The sequence below is a fragment of the Chryseobacterium sp. WX genome, assembly GCF_029542485.1.
GTDB classification, from domain to species: domain Bacteria; phylum Bacteroidota; class Bacteroidia; order Flavobacteriales; family Weeksellaceae; genus Chryseobacterium; species Chryseobacterium cucumeris.
Genome location: NZ_CP120710.1, coordinates 3,351,937 through 3,368,732, shown reverse-complemented (window position 1 = coordinate 3,368,732; position 16,796 = coordinate 3,351,937). Strand labels below are relative to the sequence as shown.

Annotated in this window: 18 protein-coding genes; 4 read left to right on the top strand and 14 right to left on the bottom strand. The window is 36.0% G+C overall.

Annotation, left to right across the window (positions count from 1 at the left end):
• Positions 1-31: 31 nt before the first annotated feature.
• From PZ898_RS15160 to PZ898_RS15115, 10 genes are all read right to left on the bottom strand, one after another.
• Positions 32-775, bottom strand: coding sequence for a LytTR family DNA-binding domain-containing protein (locus tag PZ898_RS15160; RefSeq protein ID WP_120232338.1), 744 nt, complete (start codon positions 773-775; stop codon positions 32-34).
• Between the two features lie 60 nt (positions 776-835).
• Entirely contained in the window at positions 836-1,111 is a 276-nt protein-coding gene (locus tag PZ898_RS15155; protein ID WP_216443587.1) for a 2TM domain-containing protein, read from the bottom strand.
• A 26-nt stretch (positions 1,112-1,137) separates the two neighbouring features.
• The gene (locus PZ898_RS15150; protein ID WP_120232336.1) at positions 1,138-1,434 is read right to left on the bottom strand and encodes a 2TM domain-containing protein; all 297 of its coding nucleotides are present in this window, start codon (positions 1,432-1,434) and stop codon (positions 1,138-1,140) included.
• A gap of 123 nt (positions 1,435-1,557) precedes the next feature.
• Positions 1,558-2,127, bottom strand: coding sequence for an isoprenylcysteine carboxylmethyltransferase family protein (locus PZ898_RS15145; RefSeq protein WP_277693669.1), 570 nt, complete (start codon positions 2,125-2,127; stop codon positions 1,558-1,560).
• Positions 2,128-2,173: 46 nt separating this feature from the next.
• Positions 2,174-2,479 (bottom strand): 2TM domain-containing protein, encoded by a 306-nt coding sequence (locus tag PZ898_RS15140; protein ID WP_123278714.1) that lies wholly within the window; start codon positions 2,477-2,479, stop codon positions 2,174-2,176.
• Between the two features lie 4 nt (positions 2,480-2,483).
• On the bottom strand, positions 2,484-3,797 hold the full coding sequence (locus PZ898_RS15135) for a 2TM domain-containing protein (protein ID WP_277693668.1): 1,314 nt from the start codon (positions 3,795-3,797) through the stop codon (positions 2,484-2,486).
• A gap of 139 nt (positions 3,798-3,936) precedes the next feature.
• A complete protein-coding gene (locus PZ898_RS15130; protein WP_277693667.1) occupies positions 3,937-4,596 on the bottom strand; it encodes a hypothetical protein in 660 nt (219 codons plus the stop codon).
• Between the two features lie 47 nt (positions 4,597-4,643).
• Positions 4,644-6,890 carry a TonB-dependent receptor gene (locus PZ898_RS15125; RefSeq protein ID WP_277693666.1) on the bottom strand — a complete coding sequence of 749 codons (2,247 nt, stop codon included), beginning with the start codon at positions 6,888-6,890 and terminating at the stop codon, positions 4,644-4,646.
• 93 nt (positions 6,891-6,983) lie between these two features.
• Positions 6,984-7,886 (bottom strand): AraC family transcriptional regulator, encoded by a 903-nt coding sequence (locus PZ898_RS15120; protein WP_277693665.1) that lies wholly within the window; start codon positions 7,884-7,886, stop codon positions 6,984-6,986.
• A 91-nt stretch (positions 7,887-7,977) separates the two neighbouring features.
• A complete protein-coding gene (locus tag PZ898_RS15115) occupies positions 7,978-8,622 on the bottom strand; it encodes a 4'-phosphopantetheinyl transferase superfamily protein (RefSeq protein ID WP_277693664.1) in 645 nt (214 codons plus the stop codon).
• A gap of 242 nt (positions 8,623-8,864) precedes the next feature.
• Between PZ898_RS15115 and PZ898_RS15110 the strand changes: the two genes are divergently transcribed.
• Positions 8,865-9,368 carry a superoxide dismutase family protein gene (locus PZ898_RS15110; RefSeq protein WP_062672846.1) on the top strand — a complete coding sequence of 168 codons (504 nt, stop codon included), beginning with the start codon at positions 8,865-8,867 and terminating at the stop codon, positions 9,366-9,368.
• A 56-nt stretch (positions 9,369-9,424) separates the two neighbouring features.
• On the opposite strand, the gene PZ898_RS15105 is transcribed toward PZ898_RS15110, so the two are convergent.
• Positions 9,425-11,554 (bottom strand): carboxy terminal-processing peptidase, encoded by a 2,130-nt coding sequence (locus PZ898_RS15105; protein WP_120232329.1) that lies wholly within the window; start codon positions 11,552-11,554, stop codon positions 9,425-9,427.
• Positions 11,555-11,898: 344 nt separating this feature from the next.
• On the opposite strand from PZ898_RS15105, the gene PZ898_RS15100 reads away from it, so the two are divergent.
• Both PZ898_RS15100 and surE read left to right on the top strand, forming a co-directional pair.
• On the top strand, positions 11,899-12,069 hold the full coding sequence (locus PZ898_RS15100) for a lmo0937 family membrane protein (protein WP_110008970.1): 171 nt from the start codon (positions 11,899-11,901) through the stop codon (positions 12,067-12,069).
• A 367-nt stretch (positions 12,070-12,436) separates the two neighbouring features.
• Positions 12,437-13,225, top strand: coding sequence for a 5'/3'-nucleotidase SurE (gene surE / locus PZ898_RS15095; RefSeq protein ID WP_062672842.1), 789 nt, complete (start codon positions 12,437-12,439; stop codon positions 13,223-13,225).
• Positions 13,226-13,278: 53 nt separating this feature from the next.
• On the opposite strand, the gene PZ898_RS15090 is transcribed toward surE, so the two are convergent.
• The 3 genes from PZ898_RS15090 to PZ898_RS15080 are packed head-to-tail and all read right to left on the bottom strand — an operon-like array spanning position 13,279 to position 15,681.
• Entirely contained in the window at positions 13,279-14,682 is a 1,404-nt protein-coding gene (locus PZ898_RS15090; RefSeq protein ID WP_120232327.1) for a radical SAM protein, read from the bottom strand.
• Between the two features lie 10 nt (positions 14,683-14,692).
• Positions 14,693-14,929: a hypothetical protein gene (locus PZ898_RS15085; protein WP_062672838.1), complete on the bottom strand. Its 237-nt coding sequence runs from the start codon at positions 14,927-14,929 to the stop codon at positions 14,693-14,695.
• Positions 14,926-15,681: a prolipoprotein diacylglyceryl transferase family protein gene (locus tag PZ898_RS15080; protein WP_062672837.1), complete on the bottom strand. Its 756-nt coding sequence runs from the start codon at positions 15,679-15,681 to the stop codon at positions 14,926-14,928. The genes PZ898_RS15085 and PZ898_RS15080 overlap by 4 nt, the downstream gene beginning before the upstream one ends.
• Before the next feature lie 61 nt (positions 15,682-15,742).
• On the opposite strand from PZ898_RS15080, the gene PZ898_RS15075 reads away from it, so the two are divergent.
• Positions 15,743-16,783 (top strand): GMP reductase, encoded by a 1,041-nt coding sequence (locus PZ898_RS15075; RefSeq protein WP_277693663.1) that lies wholly within the window; start codon positions 15,743-15,745, stop codon positions 16,781-16,783.
• Positions 16,784-16,796 lie beyond the last annotated feature (13 nt).

Below are 16,796 nucleotides of genomic sequence, written 5' to 3'. Positions count from 1 at the left end.
TCCATGGTGTTTGTTTTTAAGTTAATCTTTATCAACTGACCAGCCAGTCTTTAAAATCTTTCACACGGTCTCTGCTGACCGTTATTTCTTCTTCAGGCTGAAACTCAAGGTCCACTTTATAGTAAGGCGAAGTATGGATATTTTTGATATAATCCGAACTGATAATAAATTGCCTGTTCACCCGGAAAAACTTTTTCTCATCGAGTACATCTTCCAGCTCATCAAGTGTAAAATCTGATGGATAGGTACGGTCTTCCGTCTGAAGATAAACGATTTTATTCTCACTGAAAAAACAGCTTATTTCATGAGTCTGTATAATCTTAAGGTTGTATCCTATTTTCACCAGAACTCTGGAAAGCGTAGACTTTTCTTTTCGGATTAACTGTTTGATATCCTGAGAACCATTAGTGTCATTGGCTGGAATAAATGATTTAAATTTCTCCACTGCTCCTTCCAGGTCTTCATCAAGAATGGGTTTTAAAAGATAATCAATGCTGTTCAGTTTAAAAGCTTTCAGCGTATATTGGTCAAAGGCTGTTGTATAGATAATGAAACCTTTTGTAGGTACTTTTTCAAAGATATCAAAAGACAATCCATCCCCTAAAACAATATCTGAAAAGATCAGCTGCGGATGTTCGTTTTCAGAAAACCAGGCAACACCTTCTTCCACCGATTCTATTTTAGCAACGATCTCTATATCAGGAAAGTTATTCAGCATTCTTTCTAATTTCCTTGAAGCAGGTTTTTCATCTTCTATAATAACAGTTTTGATCATTGAGTTTAAGTTTTAGTTTTCAGATTTTAGGAAATAAATTTATATAAAAGTGGACAGATTTTAATAGTGTATCGTTTTTTTCTCTTTTCTGAGTTCTTTTTCAATCATATCTTTTTCCCATTCGGAATCAAAGAGAAATAGTTTTGCAGCTTTTACCAGAATAATAAATCCCCAGATTCCAAGGATGATATATCGGTCAAACCAATGAAAGCTAATCATCTTTTCTCCAAAAATATCATCAGGAATGATTAGAACGGCAAATAAGGCAAATATAAAAAGGCTTTTATAGAATTTTCTGATATTGTTGGTTCTTGTGTGGGCAGTATCGTAATCCATGATATTATAAGTTTTTAAGTTATTGTTTAAAGTGTTTTTATTTTCTGTTTTTCATCCTTCTCCATCAGTTCTCTGATTTTTCTTTCTTCCCAGCTTTTACCAATTCCGAATACGCTTATGGCATGAAATGCAATTCCTACTCCCCATCCCAGTGCAGGCCATAGAAACCATAAATATCCGGGAGCAGTTACAATGTTCAGTATTGCTAAAAAAGGAATAACGATACAGTACGAGGTAAGGTTTCCATAAAATTCTTTAAGGTCTTTCACTCTTCTTGAAGCTTTTCTGTAAGCAATTGTTTCTTTGTCAGGTAAAATTTCCATAATGATTTGTTTTAAAGGTTGATTTGTTTTTTCTTGAATCAAAGGTAGCTCACGAAAGTGCCATGAATCAATTTTATGTGACCGAATGGTAGATTATGCTGTCTGAACTGTAAAAACCTCTCATTAATAGATAAAAGGGATCAATTTTTTGGTGCTTTTTCTGTATTCAATATATTCATCCCCGAACTGCTCTATCAGCGTCTGTTCTTCAATTTTTATTCTGTAGGCAAAGGCTAAAAACGGAGGAACAAAAGCAAAGACTAATGAAAGCCAGTTATTGAGATACAAACCGAGGCCAAAAGAAGTTAACAGGGAAAAAGCATAGGAAGGATGTCTCAGATATTTATAAAATCCTTCTTTTTTGATTTTATGATCTTGTCTGATGGTTACATCTACTGTAAAATATTTTCCCAAAGATCTGATGATGATGTATCTGACAATGATACCAACAAGAATAAAAAGCTCGCCCAGATAAAGTATCCAGACGCCATCAGCCATTGGAAAATGAAAATTATAAGACATGAATATTGCACTAACAATAGAAAAAGGAATGGCCATCCATAAAATATTCAGAGTGGATTTATCCTTGTTTTTTTGATCTTCTTTGCCAGATTTCAACATGTTTTTGTAAAGGAATTCCGTGAGAAACCAGGCTGCCATTGAAATATAAAACAAAGTTGATAAAGCATTCATTTTCAATAAAATTAAGATTAAAAGTATTTTTAAAAAGATAGTTTCTCTAATGCTCTTTTTGTTTATCCATCAGTTCTTTGATCTTCTTATCTTCCCATTTCTTGATAAAATTAACACGAGGCAGAAAAACGGTAACTGCATGTGCTGCAAGCCCTATTCCCCAAAAAGTTGCTGTGAAAAAGTTTTTGAACTGAAAATAACTTTCACCAGGTTTCAGGTGCATACAATTATAGACAACAATCAGAGCATTTACTGCTATATAAGCGAATACATGTCCGTAAAACCCACGCAGTCTTTCTACCTGTCTTCTTGCTTGTTGATATTCAATATTGTTTTCGTCAAATGTTCTCATGGTTCTATTTTTTTTGTTTGTTCATAATTTCACGAATCTTCTTTTCCTGCCAGGATTCACCTACTCCAAACACCTGAAATGCATGAGAAGCAACGCCTATTCCCCATCCCAGTACAGGAAACCAGAACCAATGATTTCTGCTGCTCGTAAAAAGATTAATAAAGATTAAAAAGGCACTTACCGTACAGTAAGAAATAAGGTTCATATAAAAACTCTTAATCTCTTTTACTCTTTTTTGTGCCCGTTGGTAAGCTGCAGAATCATCTTCAGGTTTTGATATGGAAACTTGTGGTTTAGCCACGAGCATTGGAAGTTTTACTTTAAAATGATCTTCAGATTTTTCGATGAAGACATTTCGCTCTGTAATAAGGGAATAACGCTGTACAATATTGGCCAGACCAATTCCTGAGCTTTCTTTGATCTGCTCTCTTACCTGAAGATTATTTTCAATGCAGAGCGTATTTCCGTCTGAAAAAATTCTGATGATCAGAGGTTTTGATGATGTGGCAAAATTGTGTTTGATACAATTTTCCAACAAGAGCTGCAAAGCCAGTGGAACTACATATTTCTGATAATCCCCTTTAGCAACATCAAAGGTAAAATCCACACTGTCTTCAAATCTTGTTTTCAAAAGTTCACAATAGGTTTTTGCAAATTCTATCTCGTCTTCTACTGTTACCAGTTCTTTATCTTTTTGTTCAAGTACATATCGGTAAATCTTTGACATTGAAGCAGTAAACTTTTGTGCCTGACGAGGATTTTCATCAATCAACGAGCTTAAAACATTCAATGAGTTGAAAAGGAAATGTGGATCCAGCTGGTTCTTTAAACTTTCAAACTGGGCATTTGCAGATTTGGCGATAAGCTTCTGTTCCACCACTTCTTTTCGGGAAGTTTTCTTCAGCTCTTCCATGAAACTTCTGGCATGAAGGAAAGCGGATATCAACAATGCTATATTGATGGTAAACCAATTGAGGAAATTATATTTTCCAAGGAAAAACTCTTCTGTAGTAGCTGCTTTTTGAATAAGTACAAAATTGACATAATTGCAGAAATAGACCAGTACAAAATTGGCGACAATAATTGAAATAATACTGATAACCGCTCTTTTCGTTGTAGCTTCCGACCATGGAATTTTTTTATTCAGAAAACTGTTCAGCATTCCGTTTCCTCCTCCCAATACAAAAGAATAAATAAAAGAGATAAGCAGGGTATATAAAAAGTTTTCAAGATTCTTCTCTTCTGTAAAGACAAAAAAGAAAAACATGGAGACTGCAAGCGATACCCAGAATAGTACGATAAAGTTTTTCCGTTTCATGATCTGTTTTCTTGACTCAAAATTAGTTTTTATTAAAGGTATCAAAAATTAATTGTTACCGAAGGGCTGATTTTTCTTTCCGAATGGTATAAAAAAACCTTCACGAATGAAGGTTGATTAATTTGAAATATAGAAAAAGCTATTTTGTTTTTTCTGCCGGTAAGCTTAAGAAATAGTCTGCTTCTCCTTTTCCCCAGTTAGGGTCCAAAACTGTTTTGGGTTTGTAGGCTTTAAACTTTGCCTGAGCATCTTTAAACATTTCCAATCCTTTGGTTTTGCTTCCTCCGTACTGTTCGGGAGTAAAATAGACATCTTCTGCTTTGATAAGCGCAATTCTTGGGTTTGCCGGGTCTAATTTTTCTGCAATATTAAGTTCCTCAGCAGCTCTTGCTCCATCTGTCATATAACGCTGGGCAGGATTTACCATCATTCTGAGAGAATAAGACATTTTTTTCAACAGATGAATTTCCGCATTATCTGCTCCTGCAAGGTTCTGAGCCAATGAAAGACTTTTCTCTGCCTGATCTGCAATACCATCCAGTTCCTGCATTTTTCCGTCTCTCATCAGGGTTCTTCCTTTTTGGATATAAGAAAATGCGGCATAGTAAGCCGGAAGCCATTTTGTACTTTCTTTACTTCCTATTCTCTGGAAATCATTTGCAAGAGCCTGGAAATCTTCTGAGGTTTTGCAGGTTTCAATTCTGGCTATTTTTTCAGACATTATTTTGTCATAATCTGCCTGTGCAAAAGCTGTTAAGCTCACAAAAGCTAAAGCAAAACTTAAAAGGTATTTTTTCATGATATCAAATTTTAAAAGTGAGTTATGTTTGTTCTAAGATATGTTTTTTATAAATTATTATTGATGGCATCATCTGTTTTGTCTACTCCAAAGCTTATAAACGCTCCTATGAAAACAAAAGTATTGACAGGCGGAACAATTGCAGAGCTTCTGGAGCCATTGGCTGAAAAATTATAGCCATAAATATTCTTTGATCCTAAAATATTGCTAATACTCAATACAAATACCGGAAAAGCTTTTGCATCTTTTTTACCAATATTCGGAAGATAATTGACGCTGAAATTCAATGCGTTGTAATCCTTAAGTGTTCCTTCATTCCTGATAAAATTTACAGCTTTTCCATCTTTAAATGTGGAGGCAATGTCATAATAAGGCCGTCCTTTTGCGTAAGTATATGATAAATTGACCCCAAGCTTCCATTCAGGAATAAATCTTTTTGCGACTGCTGAAAGGGTATGTTCTGCTGCAAAACTCGGCTGCAGGCTTACCGGATAATTCAGGAAATCTCTTTTTGAATCCAGATAAGAGTAGCTGATCCAGTAATCGATATTTTCAAATGTCTTTTTATTATCTCTCCAGAAAAACTCCAGTCCTTTTGCATATCCGTATCCATCATTGTTTAAAGCGGTCTGAATCTGCTGATTTTGCTCTTTGTCCTGGGTAATATTGAACGTCTTAATCAACTGGTCATATTTCTTGTAAAATGCCTCAAAACGTAAAGTTCTGCCCTCTGAAGCTCTCTGAACCTGGAAAATATAATGCTGGGATTTCTGGAAGCCAAGATTGGCAGGTCCATTGATGTATTTACTTTCCGGATTCTGATAAAAAAGTCCGTAAGCTAATGAAGTGGTCCAGTCTTTTGCAAGACGGTAGGCAATCGCAAAACGAGGCGCAATATTATCCTTTCCTAAAAAAGAAGAATGCTCTGCTCTCACCCCTATTTTTGCTGACAATGCATTGCTGAAGCCAAGATCTGTTTCCACGAAAGCAGAAGAGATCAGGTCTTTATAATGTTTCTGCACAGCTTCAAAATTCAGGTTTTCATCCGTATTATTCAGTTCAATTCCTCCTCTTACAGCACTGATTCTGTTGATCTTTCTTTCAAGAACTGCTTTGAAGTTCACATAGTTTCCGTCAGTGAGAAGCTGGCTTCTGTTGGATTCAATATCATTGGTTTCTGTTGAAAAATGAAGATCCGATCTATTGTAGGAATAAGAACCGCCCACATTAAGCAGATATTTTCCGAATTTTTGTTTAAAAGAAAGGTTGTGAAATGTATTTTTACCGTTAAGATTTACCAGACTGAAATCAGATCCGGGTTTAAGACTTTCTGATCTCACGCCCATTTTATTGGAATTGAACATTCCGTAATATTTGAAAAAGCCTCCTGATTTTGTTTTAAATCTGAAATTCAGATCTCCGTTAAGACCTTGGGGAGCTTCTACAAAGTCTGTATTAAAATTTAAGACCTTCTGCATCAGACTTAAAAGAGAATATCCTGCTGTAGCACCATAGGAATAGTTTTTATTATCTCCTAACTTTTGAAATCCTGCACTCAGAAAAATGGGTGAAATCCCAAAGTTATAGGAGGTTTCTTCCGGAAGATCTACACTTTCCAGCATCAATGCTCCCGAAAGAGCCTGCCCGTACAATGCAGAATAGCCACCACTTGAGAAAACATTTCCTTTAAAAAGTGAAGTATTGAACTGATCTCTCCCCGCTATTCCCGGAACAGAATTAGAAAAATAATTATTGATAAGACTTCCGTCCATAAAGATTTTAGATTCCGTTCCGGTACCTCCACGGATGAATAAACCTTCTGTTCCTCCTACTTTCTGTACTCCCGGAAGATAAGTCAATGCTGAAGAAATCTGTCCGTCTGCTCCTGCCGTTGTATAAATATCAATGGGAGTGAGTAATGCTGTTGCTCTTTTTTTATCACTGGCTTCAATAGATCCTGCAGAAACTACTACTGCATCAATCTCACTGATCTGTTCTTTAAGATCAATATTCAAAGATATATCTTGATTTTCAATAGAAACTGATCTTTCTACATTTTCATATTTCGGGTGGGTAAAAGTAATTGTATGAGCTCCTTTTTCTGAAGTTTCAAAGGTAAAATTACCCTGAGCATCTGTTGTAGCCCCATCATAGGTGTCTTTGAGCGTTACATTTACTTCGGCGACTCCTTTGTTTTTAAAGGATACTTTCCCCGATATTTTCACCTGGGAATATCCCATAATGGAAGTGATAAGAAGAATCAGAAACAGTATGTTTTGTCCTTGTGTTTTCATTTTTATTGTTTTCTGGAATCAAAAATAGCATGAGAAATACCTTTCTGTAAAAAAATTATTACTGAAAGGCATTCTTTTGCTCCCGAATGGTAATTAATGAACCGGAATGCAAAAATCCACGATCATCTTCCCATCCGGATGTTCTTTAAAATTGGAGTGATAGATTTCATAAGGAAAGGTTCTTCTCATGGCGTAGTTGTTTTCGTTCATCCATAAGAACAGAGAAACCCAGCATTGTTCAAAATCATCCAATGTCACCTCTCCGCTTCCTACAATGTACTTTCCGCCTTCTACCGTTTCTGAAAATACTTCTCCCTCCTGTTGCTGCAGTTTTTCATCCAAAAGCATACAGGCGTGAATCCTTACTTTATCGAGAGGTGTTATTTTACAGCTGTCGTGATATACAGAAATCATTTTAAGATTTTCCCGCGGAAACAGGTTTTTCTTTTTTGCCCAGTCTATCAGGATATTAAAAGAAGGTTCTACGTTGGCCATTCCAAGGCTCATAATGGATGCCAGATTCATTTCCGGCATTTCTTTTATTTCGATTTTCAAATTCATTTTAGTCCAGTTTAACAGGTTTTCAATATTGCAAATGTATTGGCTGAAAACCGTCTCAACTTGTCCGTTCTTGCTTTGTATTTGTAAAATCCTGTGAAATTTTTCCGGAGCCGATCTGCGAAACTCAGTGGGTGCGAGACCGTAATATTTTTTGAATGTTTTACAGAAAACTGAATGATTGGAGAAACCAAGATCCCAATAGATCTCCTTGATCTCCATATTTTTATGAACCGCCAGATGAAGAGCACTTTTCTCTATTTTCTTTCTGATGATATAGTTCTGAAGGGTTTCTCCTGTAACCAGCTTGAAAATTCTGTGAAAATGAAACGGTGAATAGGCACTTACCTCTGAAACTTTTTCCAGAGAAAGATCTGTATCAATATGGTTATCAATATATTGAATTGTTTTTACAATCCGTTTTTTATATTCTTCCACTTCAAAATTGTTAGTTCACAAAGATATTTTTCCGGAGCGGAATTATGTTGTCTTTTATTGCTATTATCAGAAAATCCTTCTATTTTCACGTTCAAACTTCCTCTTGAAAGTATTTAATAAGAGGGTTCACATCCTTAATTTTTTGATCTGAAGAGGCGATATAACCGTGATAATCTTCATGGATAAAAATCTCTTTGGTAAAAAATTTTTCCTCTTCAATAATACACTCATTATGCAAGATTTCAAAAGAATCCAAAGGTAACATCATTCCTGCTCCATGGGCTTTTATTACCGCTTCTTTTCTCGTCCAAAAGGTAAAAAAGGCTTTCATTTTATCACCAAAGTTCTCAATTTCCTGAAACTCATTAACAGTCATCTGAAATTCAAAATCCTGATAATTTGTCTTAGGATCATTAAATTCCACATCTATTCCCAAAGGATATTCTGCAAAAGCACAAACAACAAGGTCCTTAGAGTGCGATATATTAAAATGAAGCTGACATCCTTTCAAATAAGGTTTTTTGTTTGGAAGAGTTCCTATTTCTGGCTCAGAAATGTTATAATAAGTCTTTAATCCATATTGTAAAAGCACCTTTCCCAGTAAAGAAAGCTGCACATCCTGCCATCTTCTGTATCGCAGGATATTCTGATTAACCTCCTGAGAAAAAGCAGGCAGGTATCGGTCTAAACGTGACTGATGTTTTTCTTCGCTAATGAATGTATAAAGAATGATCATTTTCTATTGGTTTCCAGCTATGAACGCTTGATTAAAATGACTTTTTAACGACTAAAATAAAGCTTTTTTTCATCTCTTTTTAAACAACATATTATTCATCTCAAGATTTTGGAATTTAAAGTTAAAAGATGCTTTATGCCAGTAATTATTTAAACCTGTTTTTTAAAAAAGAGTGAGATCATAAAGCGCTTTGGAAAATCTTTTTTAAATTTATCGTAAAATCACTATAAATCATTTAACAAATGAAAGTACAAACATTAGCATTATTGGCGGGATTTGCAGTTTTTGCCGTTTCATGCGGAACCACAAAAACCTATTCTGTAAATGCCAAAAGCGGAACACAGACAGGAGGAACAGCGAAGTTTACTCAAAATGGAAATGAAGTAACAATGAAGCTTGACATCACCAACCTTACTCCTGGAATCCATGCCGTACACATTCATGAAAAAGGAGACTGCTCAGCTGCAGACGGAACTTCTACTGGCGGCCACTGGAATCCTTCGAAGAATGATCATGGTAAATGGGGTGCCGAACATTTCCATATGGGAGATATAGGAAACCTGGTTGCTGATCAGAACGGAACGGCGACATTGACTTTCAAGACAGACAAATGGTGTCTGGGCTGTACAGACGAGTCTAAGAACATTATCGGAAAAGGTCTTATTGTACACGCTGCTGCAGATGATTTCCATACTCAGCCTACCGGAAATGCAGGAGGAAGAGTGGGATGTGTAGAAATTAAGTAATCTACTTTATTCAATAAAAAAACCGCTAATCTTTATAATTAGCGGTTTTTTTATGTTTAGGATTTAGCTCCCATATCTGATACAATATTCATTGCTTCCTGCAGGTAAAGATCTTTTTTCAGATTCTTGATCCACATTTCAGATTTTTTCTTGAAAGCTTCATCTTTTTTCTCTCTTTCAATTTCACTTGGATACATGATGAACTGAAGACCGTTTTCAAATTTTGTCAAAGCCTTGAACTTTTCAATCTGAGATTTTCTGTTCTTCATCAGCTCATTGAATTTTGTAATATTCAATGTGATATTTTCTTCTTTATCCAGTTTTTCTCTCCACTGAGCAGATTCTAATAGCAACTGGTAATTGCTGTTTTTAGCCATTCTGTCTGCACTTGCCTTCTCCAGAGCCTGGATATTGAAATAGTTCAGTTTCTGGAATTTTGTAGGTGGAATTTTATCCCACGCCAATGCATAATCATCATATCGCTCTCCTACTTCAGCATACGTAAAGAAGTCTTTCATCTGGATATCAGAAACAATTCCTTTTCTCTGGGTAGATTCTCCGGTAATTCTGTAGAATTTCTGGATCGTCAGTTTTAAAGATCCGAAATCATCTTCTGTATTCAGGAATCTGTTCAAATCCACAAAAGTCTGAACAGTTCCTTTTCCGAAAGATTGTGGAGATCCGATAATCATCGCTCTACCATAATCCTGCATTACTCCTGCAAGAATTTCTGAAGCTGAAGCCGAAAGTTCGTTTTGCATGATAACCAACGGACCTGTCCAGATTGGAGTTTCATTTTTGTTCTTAAGTGTCTGTATTTTTCCGTTTCCGTCTTTTACCTGAACATAAGGACCAGCTTCCATGAAAAGTCCCATAATATCGCCTACTTCAGTTAAAGAACCTCCACCATTATTTCTAAGGTCAAGAATGATTCCCTGAATGTTCTGTTCTTTAAGCTTAATGATTTCATTTTTGATATCATCAGAAGCATTTCTTCCTTTGGCGTTTTCAAAATCAGCATTAAAGCTTGGCAGGTTGATGAAACCGTATTTCTTACCATTTGGAGCATTCACTACAATACTTCTTGCAAATGTATCTTCGATAGCAACTTCTTCACGGATCATGGTTACATCTTTAATGGAACCATCTTTTTTCTGAACAGTTAAGGTTACCGGAGTTCCTTTTTCACCTCTGATCAGTCTTACCGCTTCATCAGAAAGCATTCCTACCACATTTACAGCATCTTCTTTCGGCTTTGATCTTACTTTCAGGATTTTATCTCCTTCTGAAAGCTGCTTGGATTTCCATGCCGGTGCACCAATGGTAAGCGCTCCTAAGTAAAGGTTTCCTTTTTTCTCCTGGATCAGGGCTCCGATACCAATTACTTTTCCGGTGAACTGGGTATCAAAATCTTCTTTATCTTTTGGAGAATAATAGTTGGTGTGCGGATCAAATACTTCAGTATACGCATTCATATACACGGTAAACCAATCCATTTTCTTTCTCTTTTTGAATCTCGTGAAAGTATCTTTTACAAGGTCTTTTACCTCATCAGTCGCTTTTTTGATCTTCTCGTCCTGAGTAAGTGGCTTAAACTTGATCGTATCTTTCAGTTTGTATTTCTGAACAGAGTCTTTCTTTTCTTTCTGAGCTTCTTCCTTGCTGTTCATCGACTCAACTTCCTGGAGGATGTTGTATTTGATGAATTTTTTCCACTCATTATACTGTTCCTGTTTGTTGGCAGGTACTTTTTTTAGTTTGGGTTCAAGAGTAAGCGTTTCATCTTCCTGAAGATTGATGGGCTTGCTGAAGATATCCTGTGTGATTTTATCAATCTCATCCACTCTCTGGTAAAGTCTGTCAATGGTAAGCTTATAGAATGTAAGATCACCTTGTCCGATATAGTCATCAAGCTTTGTTTCATGCTTGCTGAATTCATCCATATCAGATTGCAGAAAATATCTTTTCGCTGGATCTACCAATTCGAAATAATGCTTATAAACGTCCTTCGAATAGGCATCATTGATAGATTTCGGGCTATAATGCAGATAAGAAAGTGTGTTTTTTACGCTCACCATTATTGTCTGCATCTTTTCATCGTCATTCTGTGGCGAGTTGAAACAAAACATTAGACTGGTTAATGGAATAAGGAGTAAAAATTTATTCAGTTTGAAATTTTTCCACATAAACTGTCTTTATTTATTAATTTTTTTAAAATAAGTATAGTAATTAGTAGCAGTAAGTTTGGTACTGTTACAAATGATCAAATTTAATACCTTATTTACAAATATCGACAGTTTTGATCATTTTTATTTAAAGAGATTTACAAATAATCAGGACAGTATGAGCCATTTCCTATTATCAGACAGTTTCGTTATAAAGTGATACAGATCAATCCTTTTTTTCAAACACACCTAAATTTTTAATTTTTAATCTAAAAACAGAAAACACATACCACAAAAATCAATTTTTAGCCATAAAGGCATAAAATATGCAGAGAATTAACCATACAAATTCAAAATATTAAGTCATGAAAAGTTTATTATGGTTAGTAGCAGTCATCTGCATCGTTGTTTGGCTATTGGGAATGCTAGGAGTCGTTCCCGGAATGAGCACAGGTTATTTAATTCACGTTTTACTGGTTATTGCTATTATTGTTATTCTTTATAATATCATTTCCGGTAGAAAACCTCTCGACTAGTTTATTATTTTGTACGACCACTTAACATTAAAATTATCAGGCTTTACAGGTGTTCTTCACAGGATAACAAGAGATTTTCATGGGAGGCACCTGTAAAATTCTGAGTTTGATGAACTAAAATTCATATTAAAATTCCTTCATTTTAGTCAGATATTCTGCTTCTGGCATTTTTCTTTATCGGTGCATTGATCTTTCAATCTCTGAAGCAAAAGCAGAAGGATTTTATTTCTATTTCACAACAGCCAATCCCAATCTGGTATTTTATGGCGTCTGATTTTTACCTACATTTGATGTGTTGAAAATCTATTTGTTCAATTCTGAAAATGAACAAACTCACTCTGTTTAAATAAAAAATTAAAGATAATTTATGGAAAGACCACTTATTCTGGTGACTAATGACGACGGAATTACAGCTCCTGGTATCAGAAATCTTGTAAATTTTATGAATGAAATCGGAGAAGTAGTGGTTGTTGCCCCCAATTCTCCTCAAAGTGGAAAAGGCCACGCTATTACCATTAATTCTACCCTAAGCTACGAAGAAGTTACTCTGGATGGCCCGCAGACAGATTTTTCCTGTAGCGGAACTCCTGTTGACTGTGTAAAAATGGCTCTTGATAAAATCCTGACCAGAAGACCCGATATTGTGGTTTCAGGAATCAATCACGGGGCAAATTCTTCTATCAATGTAATCTATTCAGGGACCATGTCGGCTGCAGTAGAAGCAGGTGTAGAAGGAATTCCTGCCATTGGATTCTCATTACTGGATTTCAGCTGGGAAGCAGATTTCACTCAGGCTAAAGAATTTATTCAGAATATTGTAAGAAGAACATTGGAAAACCCAATGCCAAAAGGAGTTGTACTGAACGTAAATATTCCTAAACTTCCGGCGGAAGAGATTAAAGGAGTAAAAGTCTGTAAACAGGCCAATGCCAAATGGGAAGAAAGCTTTGATGAGAGAGTAAATCCTCATGGTAAAAAATATTACTGGCTGACAGGTTATTTCAACAATATGGATGATTCTGAAGATGCTGATGAAACAGCATTGGCCAATGGATATATTTCTATTGTTCCGGTAAAGTTTGACCTTACAGCTTATGAATACATGAAAACATTGGAAGAAGTGATGACTTTTGAAGATGTAAAAGAAGTAAAATAACAAGAAAATAATAAAAGCGTGAAATTTCATTTCACGCTTTGCTTTTTATATGGCTAAAATAAAACTTTATCTTCTTTCCTGAGTTCTTCCAGATAAGCCTTTTTTTCATCTCTGTAAAAGAGGTTCATGGTTTCAAAAGGTATTAGCTTCAGGTCTTTATTGACAATATGTACGCACGACTTCTTCACCGCTCTTACATCAAAATCATGAGCATCCATAAAGTTCATGATAATTATTCTGAAAAGGTTATCATAATCGAGATCCGGAGCACAAACATCCGGCAGGCAGCACAGTAACTGATTGACTTTAGGCTGAACTTTATCTACGGAAATTCCGGTGCTGAAAATATCCAGCAGCTGCATATGCAATCCTTTATCCTGTTCATAAACAATGGTATTCCTTGATTCATTATTCAGAAGATCTGCAGGATTGATATACCGGGTTAAAGGAATTGTTTCGCCCTGCAGTTTCAAGATATACCCCATAGCAAGAGCATCCGGATTACATGGAACGGGAATAATATCATCAGAATTTAATAACGGAAACTGATTGATAATTTCCTGTCTTACTTCAGTTAAGGTAATTTTTTCATGAGCAGAATCTTCCCGGTTTCTTCCGGCAATTTCAACCGGCTGAAAGGTAATTCCTCTTACGCACTTCTGTTTTAGGGCAAATTCTATAATTTTTCCAATTTCATCAATATTTTTATCTTTTTGAAGAACAATAACCAGTGTCGTAGAAAGGTTAAGCTCATTGAGTTTTTCCAATGCTTTCATTCTGACCGCGGTAAGATCCTTCCCTCTGAAATCTTCCAGGACTTCAGGTTTAAATGAATCAAACTGAAGGTAAATTTCAAACTCGGGAGCATAGGTCGCCAATCGTTCAGCAAATCCCGGATCATTGGCTATTCTAATTCCGTTGGTGTTCAGCATCAGATGTTTGATCGGTTTTGATTTGGCAATATCCATAATTTTGAAAAATTCCGGATGGATTGTAGGTTCTCCTCCACTGATCTGCACCACGTCTGGTTCCCCTTCATTTTTTACAATAACATCAAACATAGCCTCAATTTCTTCCAGGCTTCTGTGACTTCCATAGTGGGGTGAGGACATTGCATAGCAGGTTGGACAGGTCAGATTACAACGGTCTGTAACTTCTACGATAGAAAGACAGCTGTGCTGTTCATGGTCTACACATAATCCACAATCATAAGGACATCCATATTCCACATCGGTTCCGAAATGAAAGGGCATTTCAGAGGCCTTATTATAGTTTCTTATATTTTTATAATACTGTACGTCGGAAGCTATTTTTGTTTTAAAAAATCCATGATCCGGACATCTTTTAGTCATAAAAACAGTTTCGTCCTCAATAATGATTTTGGCTCCTACCCTTTTAAGACATTCCGGGCAAAGGCTGATTGTATAATCGTAATAGGTATAATTTCTTACTGGCATAGCAATTTTTTTAAAGTCCTCCGCAAATATAACCGCTGATTAATCCACAGATCAGAAGAGAGATCAGCATGGTCTGAATAAATTGTTTTCTGGTGAATTTTTGGTCTCCTTTCCTTTCATAAATAAGTTTTGTAATAAAAGCGACTATGAGGGAAAAAACCAGTGCAGCCAAAATAATTGCACCAATAATCATTATCACTACCCCAGCCAGATTGAGATTGCCTTCTAAAATAGTTAATGTTTTCATCTTGAATATTTTAAATATAAAGATCCGGTATTTTTGATTTTATAAATGTAGTAAATAATTACACAGATACACACCATTTGAATTGTACCTATATTTCCAATGATTTCTATTCTTGGTTTTATAAAATCCAAAAGGAATCTGAATGTAAAATAGCTGAGCATAAACAGCTGAAAAATAAAACCGGAAGGGTATTTTTTACGATTCTGAATATATTTTAATCCCATCCACAGAAGAAGTAAAAAGGCTATTTCATACAAGGCAACAGGATGTCTGAGATATTGGTCCCCCAAATACATTCCAAAAACAGAATCAGTAGGAATACCATACGTTTCTTCATAAACCCCTGTAAGAAAACATCCTATTCTGCCTATAATCATGGCCAATATCAGGGGAAAAACAATAAGATCTCCCGTACTTTCTTTATGATGTACAATCTTTTTTGCCAGCTCTACTCCCAATAAACCAAAAGCCAGTCCTCCTACAATAGTATTGTTTGACCAGACCTTTCTGAAGGAAAAATTTTCAAATAATGCATAAGGATTTTCAAGATTACCGATCAGCTTGGAACCTATCAAAGCTCCGGCAGTAGCACCAATTAAAACTGCCGCAGAAGTATTGAAGGAAAGTTTTTCCTTAGACTTACGTTTCAGATAAAAATAATATCTCATGCCCAAAAACATTCCGGCAGCCTCAAAAAGCGGATGCGCAAGGATTGTTTTGCCGAAAATATGAAATGTTACAGGAAAATCCATTGTTTCAAAAATACACTATTTCATATTATTCACTACCTTTATTCTGACAAATAATTACAAAATGCGTATAGAATATGACATAAAACTGGGGTTCAAGGATGTAATGTTCCGCCCTAAGCGTTCTACTTTGAAATCCCGTTCGGAAGTTGATTTACTGAGAGAATTTACCTTTAAACATACCAGGAAAAGATGGACAGGAGTCCCTGTAATTGCAGCCAATATGGATACGGTAGGAACTTTTGAAATGGCAGTGGAACTGGCCAAGGAGAAAATTATTACCGCGGTTCATAAGCATTATACTCCTGAGGAATGGAGCAAGTTTCTCAACAGCCAGCCTGAAAGTATTCATCAGTATATTGCACTGAGTACCGGAACCGGAAAAGCTGATGAAGAGAAAATAAAACAGATCCTCGATAAGCACCCAAAAATTGGGTTTCTCTGTATAGATGTAGCCAATGGTTATTCTGAGCATTTCGTTGAATTTGTGAAGAAAGCAAGAGCCAATTTCCCGGATAAAATTATTATAGCAGGAAATGTGGTTACCGGAGAAATGGTAGAAGAACTTCTTCTGGTAGGTGCAGATATCATAAAAGTAGGTATTGGACCTGGATCTGTGTGTACGACCAGAGTAAAAACAGGAGTGGGATATCCTCAACTTTCTGCGATTATTGAGTGTGCAGATGCTGCTCACGGTTTGGGAGGGCATATCATTGCTGACGGCGGATGCAAAGTTCCCGGTGATGTAGCAAAAGCTTTCGGCGGCGGTGCAGATTTCGTAATGCTGGGCGGAATGTTTGCCGGGCATGATGAAAGTGGTGGCGAAATGATTGAAGAAAACGGTAAAAAATACCGCCTTTTTTATGGAATGAGTTCTAAAACAGCCATGGATAAACATTCCGGAGGTGTGGCAGAATATCGTGCTTCTGAAGGAAAAACAGTAAAAGTGGCTTATAAGGGGCCTGTTTCAGAAACGGTAAAGGATATTTTGGGAGGTGTACGATCTACTTGTACTTACGTAGGTGCCTCAAAGCTTAAAGAACTTTCCAAAAGAACTACTTTTATCAGGGTTCAGGAACAGGAAAACCAGGTTTTTAAGGACTAAAAATACAACAAAA